General features: G+C 41.6%; 29 protein-coding genes. 16 read left to right on the forward strand and 13 right to left on the reverse strand.

Annotation, left to right across the window (positions count from 1 at the left end; all coding sequences use genetic code 11):
- Positions 1-155: 155 nt before the first annotated feature.
- The 3 genes from QM870_RS06450 to QM870_RS06460 are packed head-to-tail and all read left to right on the forward strand — an operon-like array spanning position 156 to position 2,973.
- Positions 156-1,079: an FAD:protein FMN transferase gene (locus tag QM870_RS06450; RefSeq protein WP_239682948.1), complete on the forward strand. Its 924-nt coding sequence runs from the start codon at positions 156-158 to the stop codon at positions 1,077-1,079.
- A 25-nt stretch (positions 1,080-1,104) separates the two neighbouring features.
- Complete coding sequence (locus QM870_RS06455; RefSeq protein ID WP_414369104.1) at positions 1,105-1,710, forward strand: NADPH-dependent FMN reductase; 606 nt, start codon at positions 1,105-1,107, stop codon at positions 1,708-1,710.
- 18 nt (positions 1,711-1,728) lie between these two features.
- The gene (locus QM870_RS06460) at positions 1,729-2,973 is read left to right on the forward strand and encodes an NAD(P)H-dependent oxidoreductase (RefSeq protein WP_195529461.1); all 1,245 of its coding nucleotides are present in this window, start codon (positions 1,729-1,731) and stop codon (positions 2,971-2,973) included.
- A 30-nt stretch (positions 2,974-3,003) separates the two neighbouring features.
- On the opposite strand, the gene QM870_RS06465 is transcribed toward QM870_RS06460, so the two are convergent.
- The 3 genes from QM870_RS06465 to brnQ form a co-directional block, all read right to left on the reverse strand.
- Positions 3,004-3,573 (reverse strand): TlpA family protein disulfide reductase, encoded by a 570-nt coding sequence (locus QM870_RS06465; protein ID WP_195529462.1) that lies wholly within the window; start codon positions 3,571-3,573, stop codon positions 3,004-3,006.
- A 22-nt stretch (positions 3,574-3,595) separates the two neighbouring features.
- Positions 3,596-4,303: a thiol-disulfide oxidoreductase-associated membrane protein CcdA2 gene (gene ccdA2 / locus QM870_RS06470; protein WP_049497920.1), complete on the reverse strand. Its 708-nt coding sequence runs from the start codon at positions 4,301-4,303 to the stop codon at positions 3,596-3,598.
- Positions 4,304-4,463: 160 nt separating this feature from the next.
- Entirely contained in the window at positions 4,464-5,777 is a 1,314-nt protein-coding gene (gene brnQ, locus QM870_RS06475; RefSeq protein WP_195529464.1) for a branched-chain amino acid transport system II carrier protein, read from the reverse strand.
- A 195-nt stretch (positions 5,778-5,972) separates the two neighbouring features.
- Between brnQ and QM870_RS06480 the strand changes: the two genes are divergently transcribed.
- A complete protein-coding gene (locus QM870_RS06480; RefSeq protein ID WP_414369108.1) occupies positions 5,973-6,992 on the forward strand; it encodes a YdcF family protein in 1,020 nt (339 codons plus the stop codon).
- Positions 6,993-7,042: 50 nt separating this feature from the next.
- Here QM870_RS06480 and QM870_RS06485 read toward each other — a convergent pair whose 3' ends face one another.
- Positions 7,043-7,597, reverse strand: coding sequence for a GNAT family N-acetyltransferase (locus QM870_RS06485; RefSeq protein ID WP_061455550.1), 555 nt, complete (start codon positions 7,595-7,597; stop codon positions 7,043-7,045).
- Between the two features lie 95 nt (positions 7,598-7,692).
- On the opposite strand from QM870_RS06485, the gene QM870_RS06490 reads away from it, so the two are divergent.
- A complete protein-coding gene (locus QM870_RS06490) occupies positions 7,693-9,036 on the forward strand; it encodes an MATE family efflux transporter (RefSeq protein ID WP_061455549.1) in 1,344 nt (447 codons plus the stop codon).
- A 72-nt stretch (positions 9,037-9,108) separates the two neighbouring features.
- Here the strand turns inward: QM870_RS06490 and QM870_RS06495 are convergent, their stop codons facing one another.
- The gene (locus QM870_RS06495; protein ID WP_227197355.1) at positions 9,109-10,779 is read right to left on the reverse strand and encodes a formate--tetrahydrofolate ligase; all 1,671 of its coding nucleotides are present in this window, start codon (positions 10,777-10,779) and stop codon (positions 9,109-9,111) included.
- A 175-nt stretch (positions 10,780-10,954) separates the two neighbouring features.
- Here QM870_RS06495 and QM870_RS06500 point away from each other — a divergent pair, with 175 nt between their 5' ends.
- The 5 genes from QM870_RS06500 to QM870_RS06520 all read left to right on the forward strand — a co-directional run bounded on the left by QM870_RS06500 (position 10,955) and on the right by QM870_RS06520 (position 15,207).
- Positions 10,955-11,632, forward strand: a complete 678-nt coding sequence (locus tag QM870_RS06500; RefSeq protein WP_414369110.1) for a phosphopantothenate--cysteine ligase — start codon at positions 10,955-10,957, stop codon at positions 11,630-11,632.
- A gap of 10 nt (positions 11,633-11,642) precedes the next feature.
- Positions 11,643-12,182: a phosphopantothenoylcysteine decarboxylase gene (gene coaC / locus QM870_RS06505; protein ID WP_414369112.1), complete on the forward strand. Its 540-nt coding sequence runs from the start codon at positions 11,643-11,645 to the stop codon at positions 12,180-12,182.
- Positions 12,179-12,739 (forward strand): ECF transporter S component, encoded by a 561-nt coding sequence (locus QM870_RS06510; RefSeq protein ID WP_150906024.1) that lies wholly within the window; start codon positions 12,179-12,181, stop codon positions 12,737-12,739. Before coaC ends, QM870_RS06510 begins: the two co-directional genes overlap by 4 nt.
- Before the next feature lie 150 nt (positions 12,740-12,889).
- Complete coding sequence (locus tag QM870_RS06515) at positions 12,890-14,605, forward strand: phospho-sugar mutase (RefSeq protein WP_049499034.1); 1,716 nt, start codon at positions 12,890-12,892, stop codon at positions 14,603-14,605.
- Between the two features lie 254 nt (positions 14,606-14,859).
- The gene (locus QM870_RS06520) at positions 14,860-15,207 is read left to right on the forward strand and encodes a thioredoxin domain-containing protein (RefSeq protein WP_070594558.1); all 348 of its coding nucleotides are present in this window, start codon (positions 14,860-14,862) and stop codon (positions 15,205-15,207) included.
- 26 nt (positions 15,208-15,233) lie between these two features.
- Here QM870_RS06520 and mutY read toward each other — a convergent pair whose 3' ends face one another.
- The 5 genes from mutY to QM870_RS06545 form a co-directional block, all read right to left on the reverse strand.
- Entirely contained in the window at positions 15,234-16,388 is a 1,155-nt protein-coding gene (gene mutY / locus QM870_RS06525; RefSeq protein ID WP_070594557.1) for an A/G-specific adenine glycosylase, read from the reverse strand.
- Between the two features lie 246 nt (positions 16,389-16,634).
- Positions 16,635-17,609, reverse strand: a complete 975-nt coding sequence (gene pta / locus QM870_RS06530; protein ID WP_021153149.1) for a phosphate acetyltransferase — start codon at positions 17,607-17,609, stop codon at positions 16,635-16,637.
- A 21-nt stretch (positions 17,610-17,630) separates the two neighbouring features.
- Positions 17,631-18,524 (reverse strand): RluA family pseudouridine synthase, encoded by an 894-nt coding sequence (locus QM870_RS06535; protein ID WP_414369115.1) that lies wholly within the window; start codon positions 18,522-18,524, stop codon positions 17,631-17,633.
- Positions 18,521-19,339, reverse strand: coding sequence for an NAD kinase (locus QM870_RS06540; RefSeq protein WP_282188909.1), 819 nt, complete (start codon positions 19,337-19,339; stop codon positions 18,521-18,523). The genes QM870_RS06535 and QM870_RS06540 overlap by 4 nt, the downstream gene beginning before the upstream one ends.
- On the reverse strand, positions 19,323-19,994 hold the full coding sequence (locus QM870_RS06545; protein WP_023918039.1) for a GTP pyrophosphokinase: 672 nt from the start codon (positions 19,992-19,994) through the stop codon (positions 19,323-19,325). Before QM870_RS06545 ends, QM870_RS06540 begins: the two co-directional genes overlap by 17 nt.
- Positions 19,995-20,089: 95 nt before the next feature.
- On the opposite strand from QM870_RS06545, the gene QM870_RS06550 reads away from it, so the two are divergent.
- The 6 genes from QM870_RS06550 to QM870_RS06575 all read left to right on the forward strand — a co-directional run bounded on the left by QM870_RS06550 (position 20,090) and on the right by QM870_RS06575 (position 24,150).
- Positions 20,090-20,647: a CYTH domain-containing protein gene (locus QM870_RS06550; protein WP_070505600.1), complete on the forward strand. Its 558-nt coding sequence runs from the start codon at positions 20,090-20,092 to the stop codon at positions 20,645-20,647.
- A 72-nt stretch (positions 20,648-20,719) separates the two neighbouring features.
- Entirely contained in the window at positions 20,720-21,676 is a 957-nt protein-coding gene (locus QM870_RS06555) for a ribose-phosphate diphosphokinase (protein ID WP_003007186.1), read from the forward strand.
- 9 nt (positions 21,677-21,685) lie between these two features.
- Complete coding sequence (locus tag QM870_RS06560) at positions 21,686-22,798, forward strand: cysteine desulfurase family protein (RefSeq protein ID WP_070594555.1); 1,113 nt, start codon at positions 21,686-21,688, stop codon at positions 22,796-22,798.
- Between the two features lie 9 nt (positions 22,799-22,807).
- On the forward strand, positions 22,808-23,155 hold the full coding sequence (locus tag QM870_RS06565) for a DUF1831 domain-containing protein (protein ID WP_070594554.1): 348 nt from the start codon (positions 22,808-22,810) through the stop codon (positions 23,153-23,155).
- Position 23,156: 1 nt separating this feature from the next.
- Positions 23,157-23,372 (forward strand): DUF4649 family protein, encoded by a 216-nt coding sequence (locus QM870_RS06570; RefSeq protein WP_049472497.1) that lies wholly within the window; start codon positions 23,157-23,159, stop codon positions 23,370-23,372.
- Positions 23,373-23,502: 130 nt separating this feature from the next.
- Positions 23,503-24,150 (forward strand): redox-sensing transcriptional repressor Rex, encoded by a 648-nt coding sequence (locus QM870_RS06575; RefSeq protein ID WP_070594553.1) that lies wholly within the window; start codon positions 23,503-23,505, stop codon positions 24,148-24,150.
- Positions 24,151-24,352: 202 nt separating this feature from the next.
- Here the strand turns inward: QM870_RS06575 and radC are convergent, their stop codons facing one another.
- The 3 genes from radC to QM870_RS06590 form a co-directional block, all read right to left on the reverse strand.
- The gene (gene radC, locus QM870_RS06580) at positions 24,353-25,036 is read right to left on the reverse strand and encodes a RadC family protein (RefSeq protein ID WP_024056079.1); all 684 of its coding nucleotides are present in this window, start codon (positions 25,034-25,036) and stop codon (positions 24,353-24,355) included.
- Between the two features lie 54 nt (positions 25,037-25,090).
- The gene (locus QM870_RS06585; RefSeq protein WP_049474901.1) at positions 25,091-25,369 is read right to left on the reverse strand and encodes a hypothetical protein; all 279 of its coding nucleotides are present in this window, start codon (positions 25,367-25,369) and stop codon (positions 25,091-25,093) included.
- A 169-nt stretch (positions 25,370-25,538) separates the two neighbouring features.
- On the reverse strand, positions 25,539-26,282 hold the full coding sequence (locus QM870_RS06590) for a class A sortase (protein WP_014713268.1): 744 nt from the start codon (positions 26,280-26,282) through the stop codon (positions 25,539-25,541).
- Between the last annotated feature and the right edge of the window lie 10 nt (positions 26,283-26,292).

The raw sequence follows: 26,292 nt of genomic DNA on the forward strand, positions 1-26,292 counted from the left end.
ATTTGCTTAATATTTGTGATCTTTTTTTCAAACCTTCTGAAAGCTTCCTTCCACAGCTTTCAAGAAAAGTCAAATAATTTGTCCGAAAGGATTGTGAAAACGGTCTCTATTTGGTATACTGTAAGTAAGTGAAAATTGGAAAGGATAGATTTTTAGTGGACCTAAGTAGTCGATCCGAACGTCTGATGGGTACCACCATCACCGTTTCGATCTGTGACCCACAAGCGGATGAACTCCTTGCGCATTGCTTTGAACTTCTTCGCTCCTACGAACATCGCTTCAGTGCTAATGATGCAAGTTCTGAACTCATGGAAGTCAATCACCAAGCTGGTGTTGCTCCTGTTCAAGTTCATCCAGATCTTTTTGAACTGATTGCATTAGGTACCTTGCATAGTCAAGCTAAAAATAGCCATTTAAACATTGCTATCGGCCCTCTTGTGCAAACCTGGCGGATCGGATTTTCAGATGCCAGACGGCCTGCACCAGAAGAAATCGAACAAGCACTTTTAAAGATCGATCCCCAGCAGATTCAACTAGACCAAGAAAACTATACAGTCTTTTTGAAACGTCCTGGAATGAAGATCGACTTGGGAGCTTTAGCAAAAGGCTATAGTGCAGATCTAATTGCTACCTATCTGAGAGGTAAGGGAATCAAGAATGCCTTGATCGATCTTGGAGGAAATATCCTAACCGTCGGTCAACACCCTGTTAAACAGCAGCCTTGGCGGATTGGCATTCAAAATCCTTTCGAAAAAAGAGGAAATCACTTACTGGTCCTCTCGGTCAAGGATAAGTCTGTTGTCACCTCTGGCATCTACGAGCGTCATTTAGAAGTCGACGGCCAGTCGTTTCACCATATCTTTGATAGCGCGACAGGCTATCCGGTAGAGACAGACTTAGCCAGTATCACCATTATATCTGATCGATCCGTAGACGGGGAGATATGGACTACCCGCCTGTTCGGGGACTCTCCTACTTCTATCCTCAACACTGTTGAATCACTTCCTGGTATAGAGACCTTATTGGTTTCACAATCAGGCAAGATCGCCTATACAAATGGGCTTCAATCTTATTTATAATTCTGTTATCAGAAAGGAAATTTCCATGGTAAAACTTATTGCGATTGTGGGGACTAACTCCAAACGTTCTACAAACCGTCAACTGCTTCAATACATGCAAAAACATTTTGCTGATAAAGCTGAAATTGAATTAGTTGAAATCAAAGATATTCCTGTCTTTAATAAACCAGCTGACAAACAAGTGCCTGAAGCTGTTTTGGAAATTGTTGCCAAAATCGAGGAGGCTGATGGAGTCATTATTGGGACTCCAGAATATGACCACTCTATTCCAGCAGTCTTGATGAGTGCTCTAGCATGGCTCTCATACGGAGTCTTCCCATTGTTGAATAAACCAGTCATGATTACTGGGGCTTCGTACGGTACGTTGGGATCTTCACGCGCCCAACTCCAACTTCGCCAAATCTTAAATGCTCCAGAAATCAAAGCGAATGTCTTACCAGATGAATTCTTGCTCTCTCATTCATTGCAAGCCTTTGATCAAAATGGAGACTTGGTGGATTTAGATGTCATTCAAAAATTAGATGCCATCTTTGATGATTTCCGTGTGTTTGTGAAAATCACAGACAAATTGCGCAACGCCCAAGAATTGCTTCGCAAAGATGCTGAAGAATTTGACTGGGAAAACTTGTAAGATAGGAGACAGAAAAGAATGAAATTTGTTGGACTTGTAGGATCGAACTACGATCAATCATATAACCGTAAACTTTTGGAATTCATTCGCCGCCAATTTAAGATCAAATTTGAATTGGAAGTTCTTGAAATCGATGAAGTTCCAATGTTTAACCAAGATGAAAAATGGGACGAAAGTTTCCAATTACGTCTTTTATATAACAAAATCACTCGTGCAGATGGTGTCATCATCGCCACTCCTGAGCACAACCATACGATCTCTGCTGCTCTCAAGTCTGTTCTTGAATGGCTCTCTTTCGAGGTGCATCCATTTGAAAACAAACCGGTTATGATCGTCGGTGCTTCTTACTATGATCAAGGGACTTCACGTGCGCAAGTTCACCTCCGTAAGATCCTCGATGCCCCAGGTGTCAATGCTTATACCCTTCCAGGAAATGAATTCCTTCTTGGAAAAGCAAAAGAAGCTTTTGATGCAGACGGCAATATCATCAACGAAGGGACTGTAAAATTCCTTGAAACTTGTTTAGATAACTTTGTGAAATACGTAGGAGTCGTTTCTAAATTGAAAAAACCAAAACCAATTGAACCAGAAGATTTGGATTGCGGAAAACCAATCGCTACTACTGTTACCGAGGTTGATCCGGATGATCCAGATTGGGTAGAAAAAGTTGCAGAAATTACAGGGGCTGTATCTGGTGATACTTATGTCAAATTGGACCACGGTATCCTGACTGTTAATCAGATTGATATGTTCTTGAAAGCTATGCCTTTCGAATTGACGTACGCTGATGACAACAACCAATTCCTCTACTACAACAATGCCCACCAAGATCCAGATACCATGTTTGCGAAACGCGTGCCACCTCAATCAGGTAGCCGGATGTCAACTGTTCACGGATCCCTTCCACCAGCACGTATGAAAAACGTGGAATGGGTGATTGGTACCCTTCGTAACGGTAACCAAGACTATGTTAGGACCATTGTTCCAGGATCTCCTGAAGGCGTGATCAACACCCACAACTACCAAGCTATGTATTATGAAGATGGTTCTTACGCTGGTATCAATGAGATTGTCTTCAACTTCAAACCATGGTTAGATTGGTACCTGCAAACAACCGGACAACGCCTTGTAGGTGGTAGCGGACCATTTGCTCCTGCTGGTGGTCATGGTGATGCAGATGCAACTTCTGGTGCTTCTGATGCTGGAGGACATGGTGACGGAGGCCACGGAGATGCTGATGCCACTTCTGGTGCAAGCAACTAATAAAAAAATGAAGCTTCGTGCTTCATTTTTTTATTTTAACTCCTTGATAATCTTCTTAGCATCTTCGTTTGAAATAGCCCCTAATTGTACATGTCCAATTTTTCCGTGGCTATCTATAAAGACTTCTGTAGGAATAGAGCGAACTTGATAATCTGCAAATGAAGAACCGTCTGGATTGTACAAGACCGGTACTGACTTGTAATCTTGTTGATCAAACCATTTGACGAATTCTTCCTCTGTTTTTTCACCTTGGAGTCCTGGTGCCATAATGGTCAGAATTTCAAAGTCCCGGTCCTTTTCTTCAACTAATTTATTGAGTTCAGGCATGCTTTGGCGACAAGGACCACACCAAGTCGCCCAGAATTTCAAGTAAACCTTTTTTCCTTTATAATGTGAAAGCTTAACTGTGTTCCCCTTCATGTCTTTTAGTTCGAAGTCACTTGCTTCTTTTCCTACTAAGGGATGTTTACTTGAGGTTGTGTTGGTCATGGTTTGATTGCTCATATTGTTCATACCACTCTCACTTGATTGCTCCATCGAACAAGCAGACAGTAAAGCGATTGAGAGGATTGAAAAACACGTATATTTGATAAATTTCATAGGTATAATACCTCCATTTGATTTATGAAAAGATTGAAGACAAGCTATTTAATTGTCCCAAGAGTAATAGAATCCCCATAATAATGATGATGGCTCCACCGATTTTCTTCAGCAACAAGAGATGGGGTTTGAGACGATTGAAATAAGGCAATACAAGGCCTGATGCCAGTGCTAAGAGCAAGAATGGGATGGCCATCCCTAATGTATAGATAAAGAGATAGAGAGCACCCACGAGGGCATCTTGTCCATTGGATGCTGCTAATGCTAGAACCGATCCTAATACAGGGCCAATGCAAGGCGTCCAACCAAAACTAAATCCAAGACCAAGAAGAAAGGCTGAAAACAACTCATTCTTCTGTTTGTTGGCTCCAAAATCTACTGATTTTTGCTTCTCAAGGAAATGAAAATGAAAGACTTCCATCTGATGAAGACCAAGGATAATGATCAGCGCTCCCATCACGTAGCGGAACCAGTTGGTATACATAACCTGCCCCAATAAGCCAGCTCCGAAACCTATGATAAGGAAAATAACAGAAATACCTGCGATAAAACACAAGGTCTTAACGATGCCATGCCAGCGTATCTTTTTCCCAAAAATCTGAACGGATTTTTCCTGATCACTTCCTAGCAAAACGCCTATGTAGACCGGGAGCAAAGGAAAGACACAGGGAGAGAAAAAGGAGAGAATCCCTGCCAGAAAGACAGTGAAAGAGAAAACGATTTGATTCATAAAATGCTCCGTATATTGATATGTTAGAAATAGTATAACATGCCCTTCCTTAAATTAAAAATTTCTGCTACGTTTTGGTTTTAAAGAATCCATTTCGTTACTAGTTTCAAAATCAAAAAAACTCTAAAGCAGGTAACTTTAGAGTTTCTAGTAAATCTTATTATTCTGCACTTTGTTTATTAGGCAAGAACAGAGCAAGGACAATACCAACGACTGCTGGTAATAACCATGGGAGGGATTGGGCAGCAAACGGCAAGTGCTTAATGATATTAGCGAGTCCTGCAAGTTTAAAGGTACTTGCCAGAACATCTGCAATCGCAACCAAGCTAACTAGGAAAATAGTCAGCTGCATTCCTGGTTTTGATAGTTGAGTAAATTTATTCACAATGACAATCAATACAATGGTAATGGTGATTGGGTAAAGAATCATCAAAACAGGCAATGAATAGGCAATAATGGCACTCAAACCAAGATTAGCAATGGAGAATCCAATCAAGGTAAAGAGGGTTGCATAGATTTTGTAGGAAATTTTAGGGAAAGTGTTATGGAAGAATTCCCCTGTCGATACGATCAAACCGGCTGTTGTGGTAAAGCAAGTCACCGTCACCATACCTGCAAGGAAAATTTGAGCAACTGGGCCAAAGATAGCCTTGGTTGCTTCTGAGAGGACATAAACACCCTTATTGGCATCGGAAGCCATCACTTCTGCTGGAATTGGGAAGTGATTTCCAAGATAACCCAATCCAATATACAAAATACTAAAGCCAATGGCTACGACGATCCCAACGATCCAGATGGTTTTAATGTATTCTTTCTTGCTGGTGAAACCAAGTTGATTGAGGGTGGTCACCGCAATCACACTAAAAGCCACTGAAGCAAGGGCATCCAAGGTATTGTACCCTTCGAGGAAACCTTGCCCAAAGGCAGATGCTTGGTAGGCTTCTGTTGCCACTTGAGGCGCGTGTCCGCTGTAGTTGAGAGCACCAAGGACAACGAGTACAACAATCAAGATAGCAAAGACAGGTGTTAAAATCCGACCAATACTATCTAGGATTTTAGAAGGATACAAGGCAATCAAATAGGCCAAACAGAAATAGATCAAGGTAAAAATGAAGAGACCAAGTCCTCCATTGGCATTTCCTAACAAGGGGGCAATCCCAACTTCGTAGGAAACGGTAGCTGTTCTTGGAATCGCAAAGAAGGGACCAATAGACAGATACAAGGCTACCAGATAAACGATGGCAAACCAAGGAGCAATTTTTCGTGAAATCTCATGGATATACCCTTTAGGATTGAGTGTCCCAATAATCAAGGTGATAATCGCAATCCCTACTCCTGATAAGACAAATCCAGCAATAGCTGGCCAAAAATGGCTACCCGACTGGGCACCTAGCGCAGGTGGAAAGATCAAATTCCCTGCACCAAAGAAAATACCAAATAACAGCAAACCTGTTAAGGAACCTTTTCGTAACATGTGTTCTCCTTTACATTTGTCAATCTTCTCTAGTATAACAGCTTTTATCCGCCACGGCAATTCCTTTTTTCTGAATCTATTGATTTTCTCAATTAGCAGTTAAGGCTTTTAACAACATTGAACGATTGTGGAGTTAATGAGCATCTCTTAGTAAATTATGTTACAATTGAACTACTACTATATTTAGGAGTCATCATGTTTCTATATCTATTCTGGTTGGTTCCAGCTACCATTTTTTTATTTTTCTTTTTGAACGACCGCAGACGACTGATCAATGCTTATCTCTTTTCAATAAGTTTCGGCATTTTTCTCCTGATTTCTGCCCTTCTACTAGTTGTTCGTACCGAGCTATGGTTTAACCAAAAGGTTGCCATCATTATCTTTTCAGTACTTGCTATTCTTGTTTTACTCAGTATTATTTTCTCAACTGTTTTTCTTCTTTTTAACGGCCGGCAAATGATGTCTTTTGAAGGCAAAAGGTTGGCTAACCTCCTCTCACTCCTATATGGGATCTTTATTATCGGCACCTTGGCGCTTCATTTCCTTCCTTATTTCCCAGGGAAAGATCTCTTGATTTATCCAACAGACTTTGCCCTCTTTTACTCGACTTTTCTTTATCTTTCTTATGTTTTATACGGGACATTTTGCAATTACTTCCCCGTTCGTAAAGAGCCCGATGCTATCATCGTCCTCGGCTCCGGTCTAATTGGGGATAAAGTACCACCACTTTTGGCCCAGCGTCTAACTAAAGCAAAGACTATCTATGAGCAGTTTAAGGGACGACCAAAACTGATTGTTTCTGGTGGTCAAGGTGCTGATGAGTTAACCTCAGAGGCGGAAGCTATGGCAAACTACCTGATGGAACAGGGTGTACCACAGGAAGACATTTTGATTGAGAATCGTTCTCGAACGACTTTTGAGAATTTGACATTTAGTAAGGCTATTCTTGAAGATCAGGGACTAGGAAAGAGTGTCCTTGTGGTGACCAATTCCTTTCACGCTCTTCGGGCTGGTGTCTTTATGAGACGATTAAAAATCCCTGGACGCAGTGTCGGTTCAAAAACAGCTTTTTATTATCTCCCATCGGCTTGGATCCGAGAAACGGTTGGGCTAGTTTCTCTCTATTGGAAATGGCATGTTGCTTTCTTAGCTTTTCTGTTTCTGCCTTGGTTCTTTTCACAAATCATGAGTATCGTGAACTATTTCTTTAATTAGTAACCAAAAAGTTCTCTGCAAATTAGCTGAGAACTTTTTTTATATCATGTCTAATGATCACTAAAGCGTCTGTATTCAATACGGAAATCAAAGTAATTCTCTGCTTGCAGTTTATGGAAGATGTCCCGATAAGCCTCCTCATCAAATTGATCGCCTCGATAAAGAATCTCAAAACTCAGATCATCGTATTCTAAAAAAGCATTAGCAGTTTTAAATCCATTTCGCTTATAGAAATCCATCCGAGACTGACGCTGCTCTATATTGTCGCATTCTTCATCTAAACGTTCCACTTCAAGAATCATGGTCCTTTGGTAAAATTCCACCAATTTTTCAATGATTTCTTGACCATATCCGTGGCTTCTTAAATGTGGCATAATGGCAAAGAAACTGACATAAAAAGCTTTCTGATTATAGATTGAAAAAGCAAATCCGACAAATTCTTCCTCGTTATAAAAAGCAAAGAAATTGGCATCGTCATTGTCCGTATAGCGTAAAAATTCTGACAAAGGAACACGCTCTTCTTCTGGAAATGCTTCGATATTCAGCCTTTCGACTTTATCCAGATCTGGGAACGTTTCAGTGATTAATTGGCTCGTTAAGCTCATATGGCCTCCTTTTCTGACACGATTATATCAAAAAATGTAAGGGGATTCAACTACTGATGCTTGTCGCTAGTTACTGAAGTTGGTATAATGGCACTATGAAAAGAATTCAACGTGTGGACCTCATAGATGGTCCTATTTTACCTACTCTTTTAAGTTTTGCCTTTCCTATTCTTTTATCCAATATCTTCCAACAACTCTACAATACCTCGGATGTCATGATTGTAGGACGATTTTTAGGTCAAAAATCATTGGCCGCCGTTGGGGCGACCTCTGCTATTTTTGATTTGATTGTTGGATTTGCCGTCGGTGTTGGAAATGGGATGGGCATCATTATCGCGAGAAATTATGGAGCTAAAAACGATGACCAATTACGAAAATCTGTCGCGGCAACTGCTGTTATTGGCGGCATCCTCAGTCTCTTCGTGATATCTATTGGTGTTGTGGGTCTTTATCCCCTTCTCCAGTTTTTAGGGACCCCACCAGCTATTATAGCTCAGTCCTATCTCTATATCTCCACTATTGTCAATGGTGTAGCTGTGACCTTTGCCTATAATCTTTGTGCCGGACTTCTTCGAGCGGTTGGCGATAGCTTAGCGGCACTCTACTTCTTGATTATCGCTGCCGTTCTCAATATTCTTCTTGATCTTTATTTTATTACCCAACTCCATCTCGGAGTCCAATCCGCTGGGATTGCGACTATTATTGCGCAAAGTTTTTCTGCACTTCTTTGTTTCTTTTATATTCGCAAAAAAGTGCCTTTCCTCCTGCCAAATCGCAACGATTTTGTTTGGGATCAAAGGCTCTATCAAGACTTAATCAGTCAGGGATTGACCATGGGGCTCATGTCTTCTATTGTCTCTATCGGAACAGTTATCTTACAATCAGCTATCAATAAGCTTGGAATGACCATCATAAGTGCTCAAATCTCAGCTCGTCGGATCATGTCCTTTGCCCTCCTGCCAATGGCTGCTATTTCCACTAGTATGACGACCTTTACCTCGCAAAACTTTGGTGCTAAACGCTTTCGACGGATTCAAAAAGGGGTCAAACAAGCTTGTCTTCTCTCCTTCGTTTGGTCGATCATTGTTGCCATCCTCCTCTTCTTTACAAGCCCGTTCTTAACAAACCTCATATCTGGATCTAGCGATCCTAACTTGATCGCAAATGCCAGTCTCTATCTGCAAATCAGCTCCTGCTTCTATCCGGTCTTAGGATGCCTCTTGATTTTAGGGAATTCCCTCCAAGGTATTGGTAGAAAATTGACCCCTTTGATTTCTAGCTTTATCGAGTTAACAGGAAAAATTCTCTTTGTACTTTTCATTATCCCTCATACAGGCTATATAGGAGTCATTCTTTGCGAGCCTCTCATTTGGGTCCCAATGACCCTCCAACTTTGGTTTACCTACCACAAAGCCAGTCATCAGCTTCTTGCACCATAGCATTCGACGAGTACATAATAAAACAACTTCTGCTCATTTGAACAGAAGTTGTTTTTTGTCATCAGACGTCTATTAGAACAAGCCAATAGCTGTTCCATCAGCAGCCACATCCATATTTAAAGCAGCTGGACGTTTTGGTAGACCAGGCATGGTCATGACATCCCCAGTCAAAGCGACAATAAAGCCTGCTCCCAATTTTGGAACCACTTCACGAATAGTAATTTCAAAGTTTTCCGGAGCTCCCAAGGCATTTGGATTATCGGAGAAGCTATATTGTGTTTTGGCCATACAGATTGGCAACTTATCCCAACCATTTTTCACGATTTGGGCAATTTGTGTCTTGGCTTTCTTCTCAAAATTCACCTTCGTACCGCGATAAATTTCTGTAACAATCTTTTCAATTTTTTCTTCAACAGAAAGGTTATTATCATACAAGCGTGTGTAGTTAGCTGGACTTGTTTCGATGGTTTTAACCAAGGTTTCAGCAAGTTCAACTCCACCGTCAGCACCATTCGCCCATACACTCGCAAGCTCAACTGGCACCTCAATTTCAGCACACAATTCTTTCAAAGTAGCAATTTCCGCTGCTGTATCGGTGATAAATTCATTGATAGCAACCACTGCAGGAATGCCAAACTTACGGATATTTTCAACGTGGCGTTTCAAGTTGGCAAAACCAGCACGAACAGCCTCTACATTTTCTTCAGTCAAAGCATCCTTAGTCACTCCACCGTTCATCTTAAGAGCACGGAGAGTCGCTACAATCACAACTGCATCTGGTGATGTAGGCAAGTTTGGAGTTTTAATATCAAGGAATTTTTCAGCGCCAAGGTCAGCCCCAAAACCTGCTTCTGTAATCGTATAATCAGCTAAATGCAGAGCTGTCGTCGTTGCTAATACAGAGTTACATCCATGGGCAATATTGGCAAATGGACCACCGTGAACAAAGGCAGGCGTTCCATAGATGGTTTGAACCAGGTTTGGCTTAATCGCATCTTTGAGGATCAAGGCAAGAGCCCCTTCCACTTCCAAATCACGGACATAAACTGGACTACGATCATAACGGTAACCAATTACAATGTTGGCCAAACGACGTTTCAAATCTTCAATATCTGTCGCCAAGCAAAGGATGGCCATGATCTCAGAAGCAACGGTAATATCAAAACCGTCTTCACGCGGAATCCCATTTAAAGGACCGCCAAGACCGACAGAGACATGACGAAGAGCACGGTCATTCAAGTCCACTACCCGTTTCCAGATAATCCGACGTTGGTCAATACCTAGCTCATTTCCTTGATGCAAATGATTATCAATCAATGCTGAGAGAGCGTTATTAGCCGTTGTGATCGCATGCATATCCCCTGTGAAATGAAGGTTGATGTCTTCCATCGGTAGAACTTGGGCATAGCCACCACCAGCAGCACCACCTTTAATCCCCATAACTGGACCTAAAGAAGGTTCGCGAATGGCAATCATGGTTTTTTTACCGATTTTATTCAAAGCATCTGCTAGACCAATGGTAATGGTTGATTTCCCTTCTCCAGCTGGAGTTGGGTTGATCGCAGTGACTAAGATAAGTTTTCCTACTGGATTTTTCTCAACTTCACGAATCTTATCAAAGCTCAATTTCGCCTTGTATTTTCCATACAATTCAAGATCATCGTCTACCAAACCGATCTTCTTAACAACGTCCACAATCGGTTGGAGTTCAATGCTTTGAGCAATTTCGATATCTGTTTTCATAAGGGACTCCTTTATATTTGATAGGTCTATTATACCTAAAATTCGCGAAAATGACATGGTTTTTCCACCTTTTGAATCGAACGTTCGTTTTTTATGTAAATTTTATGGCTACACATAGCTAATCCTAATAGCTTCAGAACTTTACTTATGTATCTTTTTTGTGTAAAATAAGCATATGCATATTTTAATTACATCAGGCGGGACGAGCGAAGCCATTGATAGTGTTCGTTCGATCACCAATCATTCCACCGGGAGCCTAGGGAAAATCCTTGCAGAAATGGCTCTTACAAAGGGACATCAGGTGACCTTGATCACAACGCCTACTGCGCTTAAACCCGATCCTCATCCACAGCTTCGACTTCTATTGATGCAGAATGTCGAAGAACTTCTCACACAAATGAAAACGGAAGTCGCTCATCATCAGTTTTTGATTCACGCTATGGCTGTTTCAGATTACACACCTGTTTACATGACAGGCCTTGAGGAAGTTGAGAAAGCTCAAGATCTTCATTCCTTTATCCATCGTGAAAATCAGGAACCGAAAATTTCTTCCAAAGAAGAATACCAAGTACTCTTTCTAAAGAAAAATCCGAAGATTATCTCGCTCGTCAAAGAATGGAACCCTGCCATTCAACTGATCGGCTTTAAGCTATTAGTCGACGTTTCTTCTGCAGAGTTGATCCAAGTAGCGCGTGAAAGCCTCGTTAAAAATCATGCCAGCATGATCGTTGCCAACGATCTGACCAAGATTCAGAACGGTCAGCATCAAGCCTATCTAGTGACAGATGATCAGGTCCTAGAAGCTTCTACGAAAGCAGAAATCGCAGAGGCTATCCTACGTTATATCAAATAAAAAGAAACTTATGACACACATTACTTTAGCGGTTACCGGTAGTATTTCCGCCTATAAAGCGGCTGATATTACCAGCCAACTAACCAAATTGGGCTTTGAAGTGAAAGTCCTCATGACTCCTTCAGCCCAAAAATTTATCACCCCTTTAACCTTGCAAGTTCTTTCAAAAAATCAAGTGGGGCTAGATGTTATGATGGAAGACGATCCACAGCGGATCGAGCACATCGACCTTGGGAAAGAAACTGACCTCTTTCTTGTAGCGCCAGCCAGTGCCAATACCATTGCTAAATTGGCTATTGGACTGGCAGATAATATGGTCACAAGCACAGCTCTAGCCTTGCCTCAAAGGACTAAAAAATTACTGGCCCCTGCTATGAATACAAAAATGTTAGAACATCCCGCTACCCAACGAAATCTAAAACTCTTACAAGACTATGGTTACCAGATGATCCAACCTCGTGATGCTATTCTTGCTTGCGGGGACAAAGGTGCTGGAGCTCTAGCGACTGTAGAATCTATTGTTGAAGCTGTTAAGGAGAATTGTTTATGAGAAAGTCATCTTCTATTTCACGAATTGCCATCTTTTTTGCAGTGATGATTACCATTCACTTTGTGACATCTTTCATTCTGCAATTTGTTCCATCAGGAATTCAACCAACCTTGGTTCATATTCCTGTCGTGATCGCCTCTATCATATACGGTCCACGGATTGGAGCTATCTTAGGACTCCTCATGGGACTCTTTAGCCTCACCATGAATACCCTGATTATAACACCAGCCAGCTATCTCTTTAGTCCCTTTGTTCCTCACGGGAATCTCTACTCCCTTATCATTGCCATAGTCCCTCGGATTCTCATCGGGGTAACCCCTTACTTCGTCTATCGTTGGATTCGCAATCGTACAGGACTTGTGATCGCTGGAATTGTCGGCTCTATGACCAATACTATTTTCGTTCTAAGTGGGATTTATTTCTTCTTTGGAAATAGCTTCGGTGGTGGGATTCAACATTTCCTAGCCTTGATTGTATCTACCAACTCTCTCATCGAAGTCATTGCGACAGTACTCATTACCAGTGCAGTCGTTCCATCTCTTGAAAAATTAAAATAACCTTTCAAGCCAAGACCAATTTATCTTGGCTTTTTTTGATGGTGAATTAGCTCTATTTTTTTGAAAAGATTTACAATTATCGCTAGAGTTTTCTGAAAAAATTTGCTATAATGTAAGCGATTAAATTATAAGCAAAAAGGAGACGCTTGCATGACCTATCAAGAAAACTACCAAAAATGGCTCGACTTTGCTGAATTACCAGCTTACCTTCGTGATGAGTTGGTCGCAATGGATGAAAAAACAAAAGAAGATGCCTTCTATACCAACCTTGAATTCGGTACAGCTGGTATGCGTGGATTGATTGGTGCTGGTACCAACCGCATTAACATTTACGTTGTTCGCCAAGCAACTGAAGGGTTGGCCCAATTGATCGACTCAAAAGGTGAGGAAGCGAAGAAACGCGGTGTTGCGATCGCTTACGATAGCCGTCACTTCTCTCCTGAGTTTGCTTTTGAATCTGCTCAAGTTTTAGCTGCACACGGAATCAAATCTTATGTATTTGAAAGCCTACGTCCAACACCGGAATTGTCATTTGCTGTTCGTCATCTTCACACATTTGCTGGGATCATGGTAACCGCTAGCCACAACCCTGCTCCATTTAACGGATATAAGGTATACGGTGAAGACGGTGGACAAATGCCTCCAGCAGATGCTGATGCATTGACAGATTACATCCGTGCTATCGAAAATCCTTTCACTGTACAATTAGCTGACCTTGAGGAAAGCAAGGCTAGCGGTCTCATCGAAGTTATCGGTGAAAATGTCGACGCTGAATACTTGAAAGAAGTGAAAGGCGTAAACATCAACCAAGACTTGATTAATGAATACGGACGCGACATGAAGATTGTCTACACTCCACTTCATGGTACTGGTGAAATGTTGGCTCGTCGTGCTCTTGCCCAAGCTGGATTTGAAGCTGTTCAAGTTGTTGAAGCTCAAGCTGTTCCAGATGCTGACTTCTCAACTGTTAAATCTCCAAACCCTGAAAACCAAGCTGCCTTTGCTCTTGCTGAAGAACTTGGCCGCAAAGTAGACGCTGATGTATTGGTTGCAACTGACCCAGATGCTGACCGCCTTGGTGTTGAAATCCGCCAACCAGATGGTTCTTACCTCAACCTTTCTGGTAACCAAATCGGAGCGATCATTGCTAAATACATTCTTGAAGCTCACAAAACAGCTGGTACACTTCCTGCCAATGCTGCGCTCTGTAAATCCATCGTATCAACTGAGTTGGTAACTAAGATTGCAGAAAGCTACGGCGCAACAATGTTTAACGTCTTGACTGGTTTCAAATTTATCGGTGAAAAGATTCATGAATTTGAAACACAACACAACCACACTTACATGCTTGGTTTCGAAGAAAGCTTCGGTTACCTCATCAAACCATTCGTACGTGACAAAGACGCTATCCAAGCTGTTCTTATCGTTGCTGAAATCGCAGCTTACTACCGCTCACGTGGTATGACTTTGGCAGATGGTATCGAAGAAATCTACAAACAATACGGTTACTTCGCAGAAAAAACCATCTCTGTTACCCTTTCAGGTGTTGACGGAGCTGCTGAAATCAAGAAAATCATGGATAAATTCCGTGGCAATGCTCCTAAACAATTCAACAACACAGACATTGCTAAGACAGAAGACTTCTTGGAACAAACAGCTACTACTGCTGACGGCGTTGAAAAATTGACAACCCCTCCAAGTAACGTTCTTAAATACATCTTGGCTGATGATTCATGGTTTGCCGTTCGTCCTTCAGGTACAGAACCAAAAATCAAATTCTACATCGCTACAGTTGGTGAATCTGAAGCAGATGCTAAAGAAAAAATTGCGAACATCGAAGCAGAAATCAATGCTTTTGTAGGCTAAAACACGAGGCTGGGACAAAAGTCCTAGCCTCTCAATTATTTTTGGATTGTCGAGCAAGACGCAGTGGTTGAGTGGACTCTACTACGCTGATTTCATCAGCTTTTACAGCCCTACTCAACTGTGCGGAGGTGTGACGAAATCGAATTCTAACAAATAACCGATTTCTGTCCCAATCTCTCTTTCTTTCGTAGCAAATACCAGCGATTTTATAGAAAATATGGCATACTAGACATAGAAGAAAGCGAGGTAATCTCATGGAACAATTTTTAGAAGATATTAAAGATCTTGAAGTCACAACTGTCGCGCGTGCGCAAGAAGCGATCGATCAAAAAGAAACATCGACCTTCTTTATCGGACGCAAGACTTGTCCTTACTGCCGGAAGTTTGCTGCTAAGTTAGCAACTGTCGTAGCTGAAACAAAAGCTCATATCTATTTTATCAATAGCGAAGAACCAAGTCAGCTAGATGCGTTACAAGCCTTCCGCTCAACCTACGGTATCCCAACTGTCCCAGGATTTTTACATGTCGAATCCGGTGAAGTCACTGTTCGTTGCGACTCATCCATGTCCGAAGAAGAAATCAAAGCATTCGCTCATTTATAAAAAAATAGCTAGAGATCAGTCTCTAGCTATTTTTCATTTTCCGAAAAAGTCGTCCAAATCTTCTGCTGAGCTTTAGCAAAAGGATAATTGGAAAATTCTTCTGGTGTTATCCAAACCGTCGATTCACTTGCTGGCTGCTCTCCTTCTTTTACTAGGCCGTATCGAATCTGAACCTGCCACTTGCGATGCGAAAAGATATGCTGAACGATAGGATACGATCTGTCTTGCCAATCAATGGCCAAGTCATAGTCCTGTTCAAAAGAAATAATTTCTGGGTTACTCTCTGCTTCCCCCTTCCCATCCAATAGAGATAATTGACCTAGGTTCTCAGATAGGCCATCCACTTCGATCAAGGGGAAATGCCAGAAACCTGATAAAAGCCCATCTCGCTCATTTTTCTCCAGCAAGTAGCGTCCTTGACTATCCTTGATAATAAAGGCTGTTAGATAGACAGGTACCGGTTTCTTTTTAGGAGCCTTAATGGGATAACGATCCATGGTCCCATGTTGGTAGGCCGCGCTAAATTCCTTAACAGGACTCTCTTCCGGACGTGGATTGACTGGGGACTCAATATCGGAGCCCAAATCCATCAAGGCCTGATTGAAATCACCCGGCCGGGCCGGATCGATCAAGATTTCCATCATGGCTTGAAAAATCTTGCGATTGGTTGGAACTCCGATATCGTAGTCCACCTCAAACAAGCGAGCTAGAACACGCATGACATTGCCATCCACTGCTGGCTCTGGTAATCCAAAGGCAATACTAGCAATGGCACCAGCTGTATAAGGCCCAATTCCCTTGAGTTTAGATATTTCCTCATAACTTGATGGAAACACTCCTCCGTGATTTTCCATTATCTGCTGGGCAGCTTTCTGCATATTGCGGACACGTGAGTAATACCCCAAGCCTTCCCAAGCTTTTAAGAGTTTTTCTTCAGGGGCTTGAGCCAAATCAGCGACCGTCGGAAACCAGTCTAAAAAACGTTCATAATAAGGAATCACCGTATCGACACGTGTCTGCTGGAGCATAATTTCTGAGATCCAAATTTTATAAGGATCCTGGGTCCTTCTCCAGGGAAGATCCCGTTTATGGGCATCATACCAGGCTAATAACTTTTCTCGGAAGGAAGCAATTTTTTCCTCCTCCCACATGGTAATCCCGTAATCTTTTACATCTAACATATTCCTAGTATACCACAGAATGAGTTAGAGTATAGAAATTCTGATTTTATAAAGAAAAAGAGGCTGGGACAAAAGTCCTAGCCTCTCAATTATTTTTGGATTGTCGAGCAAGACGCAGTGGCTGAGTGGGTTCTACTACGCTGATTTCATCAGCTTTTACAGCCCTACTCAACTGTGCGGAGGTGGGACGACGAAATCGAATTCTAACGAATTACCAATTTCTGTCCCACGCTCTAAATTTATTTCTTATTGCTCCACAGCTTGAGCAGCCGTAATCAAGGTTAATTTATAGACGTCATCTGCATTACATCCACGAGAGAGGTCATTGACTGGTTTGTTCAACCCTTGCAATACTGGACCTACCGCTGCAAAGCCACCAAGACGTTCTGCCATCTTGTATCCAATGTTACCTGCTTCAATACCAGGGAAGATAAAGACATTGGCTTGACCTGCTACCTTGCTTCCTGGAGCCTTCAAGGCTGCAGTCGCAGGGACAAAGGCTGCGTCAAATTGCAATTCCCCGTCAATTTCAAGGTCTGGACGAAGTTCATGAGCAAGCTTAGTCGCTTCGACAACCTTATCAACACTTTCACCGAAACCAGATCCTTTTGTTGAATAGCTCAACATAGCAATTTTTGGATCAATGCCAAACATCTTGGCGGTAATAGCTGAGTTGATGGCAATTTCGGCTAATCCTTCAGCATCTGGATTGATATTGATGGCACAGTCCCCAAACAAGTAGCGTTCAGATCCACGAACCATAAGGAAAGCCCCTGAAGTCCGTTTTACATTTGGACGAGTTTTGATAATTTGAAGAGCCGGACGAACAGTTGCGGCTGTTGAGTGAATCGCACCAGATACCATCCCATCAACAATTCCCATGTGCACCAACATGACACCAAAATAGTTAACGTCGTCTTTCAAAACTTGACGCGCTTCTTCTTCTGTCATTTTGCCCTTACGACGTTCTACTAAGGAAGCTACCATTTCTTCAAAACCTGGATAAGAATGAGGATCGATGACTTCATATCCATCCAAAACCCCTTCGATTTCAAGATAAATCCGAATTTTATCTGGATTACCAAGCAAGACAGGGGTTACTTCTGTCTCGTTCACAATGCGTTTTGTCGCTTGGAGGATACGAGGTTCTTCACCTTCTGGTAATACAATACGTGCATTCTTACCAACGAGGTTGGCTTTGAGATTTTCGAAAACTTCCATGAGTTTTACTCCTTTTAATAATTAATAACTAGTTTGAAGCTGTGTTAATACAGCTTGGAAATCTGGAGACAGTGGACTTTCTATGACCAATTCTTCCTCTAGAAATGGATGATAATAGGATAGACGATGACAATGAAGGGCTTGGCGCTCAATGCCGTCTTCTAAACTTCCGCCATAGAGATCATCTCCCAAGAGCGGAAAACCAATATGGGAAAAATGAACGCGGATCTGGTGGGTTCGACCTGTGTGTAACTGAATATCCACTAGGTGAATATCACCAAAAGATTGAACAACCTGGTAGCTTGTATGAGCATACTTGCCACCTTTAGCTACTTTGCGGGTTATGATCGACTCTTCATCACGCGCAATCGGAGCAATAATCTCTCCGACAGGATCAAGCTTCCCAGATCCCTTGACCAAGGCATAATAGCGTTTCTGAATCGTTTTAGACTGCAATTGCTTATCCAAGCGGGCATGGGCATAGCCATGTTTGGCAAAAAGCATGACGCCACTAGTATCCTTGTCCAGGCGAGTGACAATGTGAACCTGCTGGTTCTCGTAGCCCTGTTTCACATAATAGCCTTTTACAAAATTGGCTAAGGTATTAGAATGAATCGCACTTGGAATAGAAGCAATCCCAAAGGGTTTGTTTAAGACCAAAAAATGATCATCTTCAAACAAAATATCCAAAGGCCGATCCATGGGTTTTAGGGTTTCGAACCCTTCTTCTGCTGGAATATCAATGACCAAGCGATCCCCAATATCCAACAAATAAATCGCATTCTCCGGACGTCCATTGACAAGGATCTGGCCACCACGAAACTTAATCTTTGCTAAGAGACCCTTAGAAACCTCGTGCTTTTTCAGGAAGGTCTTGATCTTGACATGCTCATCGACAATGAATTCAAATCTCATTCTCTATCATCTCCGATAAAGGCATCCTTGACCCGATTCCAGAAGCTGGTGTGACTGGAACTTGCCACAAAATTAATCTTATGGTTGTCAATCTGATATTCTACCTTTGCAATATTACGGTAAGAATAGGTTGAATTGTCGACAGAGATAATGTGGAAGCCAGGTCTTGTCGGTGTAATCTCGATCTTATCCTTTTTAGGGACAATGACAGAAGAACCCAAGGTACGATAGACACGATTGTTTAGACTGGCGATCTCAGCAATCTGCAGCGCCTCAATAGTTGGGTGAAGGACTGCTCCTCCCAAGGATTTGTTGTAAGCCGTACTTCCTGTAGGAGTCGAAACGGTAATCCCGTCTCCTCTGAAGCGCTCAAAATCCACTCCATTAATCGTGAGATCAGCAACCATGGTCCGGTCGCTTCTCTTAATCGTTGCTTCGTTCAACGCTCTCATGGTACGGGTTTCCCCATTTTCGAAAGTAATCTTGACATTCAAAATAGGGTAGGAAACCTTAGCGCCTGTATCATATTTTAAGTTCTCAACCAGCTTATCGATTTCACTGTCTAAGTAATCCGTATAGAATCCTAAGTGTCCGGTATGGACGCCAACAAATCGCACCCGATCCAACTGGTGTTCATACTTGTGAAAGGCTGATAGCAACATCCCATCGCCACCAATTGAAATCACAATATCCGGGTGCTTCTCCGTCAAAATAAAATTATTTTTCCGAAGCTTGTAGCGCAACTGCTGAAAAACCTCTTCACTTTGACGCTTGCGATTGCGAATAATGGATACTTTTTTACCTGTAGTCTTCATCTGTGTCATCACTATTTCCAACGCCATCATTTAACTTACGATGAAGTGGATCAAACAGGGCTTGAGCCTCCTGAATCGCATCCCGAATTGCCCCCATCTCTTCATCCAAGAGATAGGCCAGGTTTGCTGTCGTCTCTAAGCGTTTTTTGATCTCGTCTGGAAAGTCTCCTTTATATTTATAATTGAGCGAGTGTTCAATGGTTGCCCAAAAATTCATGGACAAGGTCCGAATTTGAATCTCTGCTAAGATCGTTTCATTTCCATCAATAGTATCGACCGGATACTCGACCACGACGTGGTAACTCCGGTAGCCACTTGATTTCTTGTGGCGGATGTAGTCTCGCTCTTGGACCACGCGCATATCCTGCCGTTGTCTCAGAACCTCTAGGATTTCTTCGACGTCATCTACGAACTGGACCATGATACGAAGACCAGCAATATCTTGCATATCCTGAGCCAAATTTTCTTCAGAAATATTTCTTCGGATCATCTTTTCGCGGATACTCTCAATCGGCTTAACACGACCTGTGACAAACTCGATTGGAGAATGCTTTTGTTGCTTACGATATTGCTTACGAATCCCACGCAGTTTGATTTTTAATTCCCCAACTGCTTGGATATACGGATCTAAGAAGTTTTCCCAATCAATTGCCATCCTACCACCTTGTAATCTGAACCATTTTTGTATACAATAAACACATCTCTTATTATATCATGAATCGCTTTCGAAAAAAAGCAAAGGACTACAAAATGAACCATTTAGAAATTGAATACAAAACCTTGCTAGACAAGGAGGAATACCAATCCCTCCTTCCACTTTTTGATGATACAGAATTGGTTGTCCAAACCAATCACTATATCGATACCCCCGACCAGCTCATCCGTAAGGAAAAAATGGCCTTGCGGGTGCGTACTTTCACAGATCAAGCTGAGTTGACTCTCAAAGTCCCTGAGGCAGTTGGCCATTTCGAGTACAATCAAAACCTCAGCCCAGAAGAAACCGAGGCGATCCTTCAACACCAACAGTTTCCTGACGGAGAAATCAAAAACCTCTTAATCTCTAAAGAAATCTCTGTTGAGCAACTCGCTGTCTGGGGAAGCCTTACAACAGAACGATTCGAAAAAGAAACAGCTGCAGGATTGGTGGCACTAGACCACAGTCTCTATCTAGACACTGAAGATTATGAATTAGAAATCGAGGTCGAAACCGCTGAGCAGGAAGAAAATTTCCATCAGTTCATCAAAGAGCATGGAATCGTCTACAAAGCTGCAAAAAATAAAATCGCAAGATTGGCGGAAAGATTGTAAAATAGCTGAAATTATCGCAAATTTTTGCTAAAATAGTGCTAAGATCAAAAATCTAAATGAGGTTGGAATCACATGTCAGATAAAAAAAATATGAAGCTCTTCTCTCTCAATTCAAATCCAGAGATTGCGCAAAAAATCGCGGATCATGCTGGGGTTCCACTTGGGAAAATTTCATCCCGTCAATTCTCAGATGGTGAAATCCAAGTCAATATTGAGGAAAGTGTTCGTGGATATGATATTTATATCATTCAATCAACCAGTTTCCCTGTCAACAATCACTTGATGGAACTGTTAATTATGGTAGATGCTTGCCAACGGGCCAGCGCAAATACTGTCAATGTGGTCATGCCTTACTTCGGTTATGCTCGCCAAGACCGGACTGCTGCTCCTCGTGAACCAATCACTGCTAAACTCGTCGCAAACATGTTGGTCAAAGCTGGGGTGGATCGTGTCGTCACACTGGATCTCCATGCAGTGCAGGTTCAAGGTTTCTTCGATATTGCCGTGGATAACCTCTTTACCATTCCACTTTTTGCAGAGCACTACATCAACAAAGGTCTAACTGGTCCTGATGTCGTCGTCGTCAGTCCTAAAAATTCAGGTGTCAAACGGGCTCGTAGTTTAGCGGAATATCTTGATGCACCGATTGCGATCATTGATTACGAGCAAGATGATGCAAACCGTGATTATGGCTATATTATCGGGGATGTCAAAGATAAGAAAGCGATCTTGATTGACGATATCCTCAATACTGGTAAGACATTCTCAGAAGCTGCGAAAATCGTCGAACGCGAAGGTGCTACTGAAATTTATGCTGTATCAAGCCATGGTTTATTTGTAAAAGGAGCTGTTGAATTATTAGACCAAGCTCCGATCAAAGAAATCTTAGTAACCGATTCTGTTGCTCCAAATGGACCAACACCAAAAAATATTAACTATCTGACAGCTAGCGAACTGATCGCTGAAGCTATTGTTCGCATTCAAGAAAGAAAACCTGTTAGTCCTCTATTTGCCTACCATAAGAAATAAGGTCTTAATGTGATATATTTTGATAATGCCGCAACAACTCCCCTTCTACCTGAAGTCATTGATAAAATGTCTGAAACTATGAAGACCACTTTTGGAAATCCATCGAGCCTTCATGCTCATGGACGGATGGCTAGTAAACTTCTCCGAGAATCTCGCGAGCAAATTGCTCAGTCTCTCCATACTCTTCCAAATCGTATTTTCTTCACTTCAGGTGGATCAGAAAGTAATAATACCGTTATAAAAGGCTACTGCTTGAAACACCAAGCAGATGGCAAACACATCATTACGACCGCTTTGGAACACCATGCGGTTCTTGAACCCATCGAATATCTTGTAGAACGTTTCGGATTTGAAGTTACGATCGTCCAACCAAGAGATGGACGCATTAAGGCTAGTGATATCAAGGCGGCTCTTAGACCGGATACCATTCTTGTCTCTACCATGTTTGCCAATAACGAGACAGGCGATCTTCTTCCGATTAAAGAAATCGGAGAACTCTTAAAAGATCATCCAGCTGCCTTTCACGTTGATGCTGTCCAAGCAATCGGAAAGGTCCCTGTCTATCCTGAAGAGTTGGGAATTGATTTTCTCAGTGCTTCTGCCCACAAATTCCATGGACCAAAGGGCGTCGGTTTCCTTTATGCAACCTCCCCAGATTTTGATAATCTTTTACATGGTGGGGATCAGGAAAGTAAGATGAGAGCCAGTACGGAAAATCTCATTTCTATTGTCGGGATGGCAACCGCGCTTCAGCAAGCTACACTTCATCAAGAAGAAAATTTCAACCAGGTTCAAAAACTTGGCCAAGAACTAGTTAATGGTTTAACAGACTACGACTACTACGTAAATGCGAATGACGATCATCTTCCATTTGTTTGGAACCTTGGCTTTCCGGGTGTCCAAAATGATGTATTATTGATGCGACTCGATCTTGCTGGAATTTCTGTCTCTACAGGTTCTGCTTGTACCGCCGGTACAGTTCAACCCAGCCATGTCCTTGAGGCACTCTATGGAAAAGATAGCTCACGCCTAAAAGAATCCCTTCGAATTAGTTTTTCAGAACTCAATACCGTAGAGGAGGTTCAAGACTTCCTCTCAAAACTTAAAGAAATTTTATCATAGGAGAACAATATGGCTTTTGAAACAAGTGTTTCATTGAAAGACTGCAAATATACCTATAGTCTACACCCAAATGTTAAAAAATATACCTTACGTGACAATACATTCGCTGTTACAAAAGTTGGAAATTACGAGTTAAATCGTTTGCTCGAAGTCGTTCCAAATAGCGGCGAAGGCTTCCTACTTAAAATCATTTTCAATAAAGATTTGACAGGTTTTAAGATCAATATTACTGACAAGTCTGGACTTCGCCTGGTTAATATCTTTAAAAATCCAGAGAATGATATCATCCAACAAAAATTCTATTTCCTAATGGATAGTCTTGTCGAAAGAGAAATTTTCAACAAAACAGAGGTCTAATATGGTAACCTTAACTTATATCGATGCTTACCAAGTAGAACGAACGACTACTTATCCTGACCTTGCAGCCTGTATCCTAGCTTTTTCAGGCTGTGTAACCCTGCCTGACTCTTACTCAATCGTATCCATTGAATACAAGGGGGAAAAGCTCCCCTATACAGGACGGGTCGATGGGCTCTATGCTTATCTGAAAAAGGTAGAACAAGCTGAAAACTAAGCTGATGCTGATGGAACTCTCCCATCGCCATCAGCTTTTTCTTTAGACGAAAATATTTTTGAAAAACGATTCTAGATAGTTGATTTTTTCACAATCTTCCTATACAATAAGAGGGAAAGGTTGTGATATTGTGAAACATGATAAAAATACTCCAATTCCACGCGCAACAGCAAAACGCTTATCGCTCTACTACCGCATTTTTAAACGCTTTAACTCTGAAAAAATAGAGCGCGCCAATTCAAAGCAAATTGCTGATGCAATTGGGATTGACTCTGCTACCGTTCGCCGAGATTTTTCTTATTTTGGTGAATTAGGAAGACGGGGATTTGGTTATGACGTAAAAAAACTGATGAACTTCTTTGCCGATCTCTTAAATGATAATGCCATTACCAATGTCGCTATTGTGGGGATCGGAAATATGGGAAGTGCGCTTCTCAACTATCGCTTCCATGAACGCAATAAGATGAAAATTGTCATGGCATTTGATCTAGATGATCATGAACTGATTAATACCAAAAGTAAGGATGGGATCCCCATTTATGGGATTTCTACGATCAAAGAGAATCTCAAAAAAGAAGGCATTCAAACAGCAATTTTAACTGTCCCAAGTATTAAAGCGCAGGAAGTGGCTAGTCTTTTAGTAGATGCCGGTGTCAAAGGAATTCTAAGCTTTTCTCCGGTCCATCTGACAGTTCCTAAAGACGTCGTCGTCCAATATGTCGATCTCACCAGTGAATTGCAAACACTCCTTTATTTCATGCGAAAAAACGAAGAATAAAGATTTATACATTAACAAGAAAAGAGGCTGGGACAAAAGTCCTAGCCTCTCAATTATTTTTGGATTGTCGAGCAAGACGCAGTGGTTGAGTGGGCTCTACTACGCTGATTTCATCAGCTTTTACAGTCCTACTCAACTGTGCGGAGGTGGGACGACGAAATCGAATTCTAACGAATTACTGATTTCTGTCCCACTCTCTTTTTTATACCAAATAATCTGTCTCTTCACGGTAACTATAATAGTTTTCTTCAGATACAATCAAGTGATCTAATAGGGTTAAACCCATCACTTCACAGGCCTCTAAGACTCGATGTGTTACTTCATCATCATTTTTACTTGGAAATACGGCACCAGATGGATGATTGTGAGCCAAGATGATAGAGGTTGCCATGTGCTTCAGTGCATAATGCAGGATTTCACGTGGCTCCGCAATACTTCGATTCACGGTTCCAATAAAAATGGTCTGCTGATGAATAATTTCATTCTGCGTATTTAAATAGAGGGCAACCAGGTGCTCCTGTTTCTTATGGCCGATTTCCTGTTGAATTTTATGGGCCAATTTCTGGCTGCTCATGATTTGTTCAGAACTCATCAATTCGTCTTTATGAATCCTTCGTCCAAACTCAATCACAGCCTGAAGTTCGATGGCCTTCACCCGGCCAATCCCAGAGATTTCCTGCAGCTCCTCTAGGGTTAATTGACTTAACTCCTTTAAACTATTAACCGAACTCAAAAGACCTTGTGCAATCTCATAAACGCTTTTTTTCTTATTACCTGTCCGTAAGAGAATGGATAGCAATTCTTGATGACTCAGCTTATCTACCCCTTCAGAAACCAAACGTTCTCTAGGAAGCAAAGATGGTTCAATAAATGATATGTCGTACATAATTTCCTCCTCACTTATTAATTCGTAATAAATAGAGAAAACGACGACCTTGCATTATTTACAGGCGATTTCTTCCTTCAAATCATCTAACACTAAGACTTCATCTTTATTAAAGCGGATCTGGTAACCTGTTTGAACTTGTTCAAGCTCTTTTAAAAACTGTTGAATTTCACAGCGAATCAAGTACTCCTGGCTCTGAGGAATGGCCTCTAAAGCTTGGTAGACCTGCTCTACTTCATAGATTCCTTTCGTAATTAAACCATTTCGTGGAAAATCGTTTACTAAGAGATTATAGAAATGATGCAAGAGATGATAAATTCGCTCTTTTGTCACTATTCTACCTCCTTATCATACTCTTTCCCCTTTATTATATACTGATTTTCCCTTAATATTATGACAAGTTCCTTACATTATATTACCAATCTCTTACAATTTTACAAGAATTTCTCCTAGCTTCCTACATAGAAAAAGCCCAGACATTTCTGTCTCGGGCTTTATTTTCTTAAAGTTGCATTTGATTATAAGACTTGCTGAATGAATCCAGGATGTCTTTTGGAGCCTTGTCATAGTCAACAGAGGTTTCCAAATTTCCTTTTACAATCGTACGGTAAGTCGCTGCAGCATCCTCACAGGTCACCAAGGTGATCTCATTAACGCCTTCACGATCTTGAATAACATCTACACGGTCTGGAGTCACTGTCTCAACAGACGAGATGACATAAGTATAGATTTTTTCTTTATCCGTGATGTAGATCTTCATACCCGCCTTGGCTTTCTCTAATGGTGAGAATAACATGGCATTTGCTCCAGTTAGGCCAAATACGTGGTGACTAGCAAGAGAATAATTGCCTTGTCCCATGACTTGGTTTTCCTTCATGGTCCCTGCTCCGTAGTAGAGGGCTACATTTTCAAGCCCCTTAAAGATCGGAAGGTTCATGTTTAATTCAGGAATCGAAATTCCCCCAATTACTGGTAGTTTTTGAGCTTGCCATTGGGCATTGATGACAGCTTCCGTCGAAAGTGACTGGACATGTTGGAAATCAAAGCTCGTCTTCACTTCTTTATTCTTATCAATGGTTTTTTTATCGACCTTGCTAACCTGATATTGGTTGGTATGCCAAACCATAATCATGTTTCGGATCGGAGCATTGAAAATCAAGAGAAGCGAGAGAATAATCAAAAGTGTTGCAACGATGTTGATAAGAGTATTGCGTAAACTCTTTTTCTTTTTTCTTTTGCGTGACATGCTGTCCCCT

The sequence above is a fragment of the Streptococcus parasanguinis genome (assembly GCF_047463195.1).
GTDB lineage: Bacteria > Bacillota > Bacilli > Lactobacillales > Streptococcaceae > Streptococcus > Streptococcus parasanguinis_R.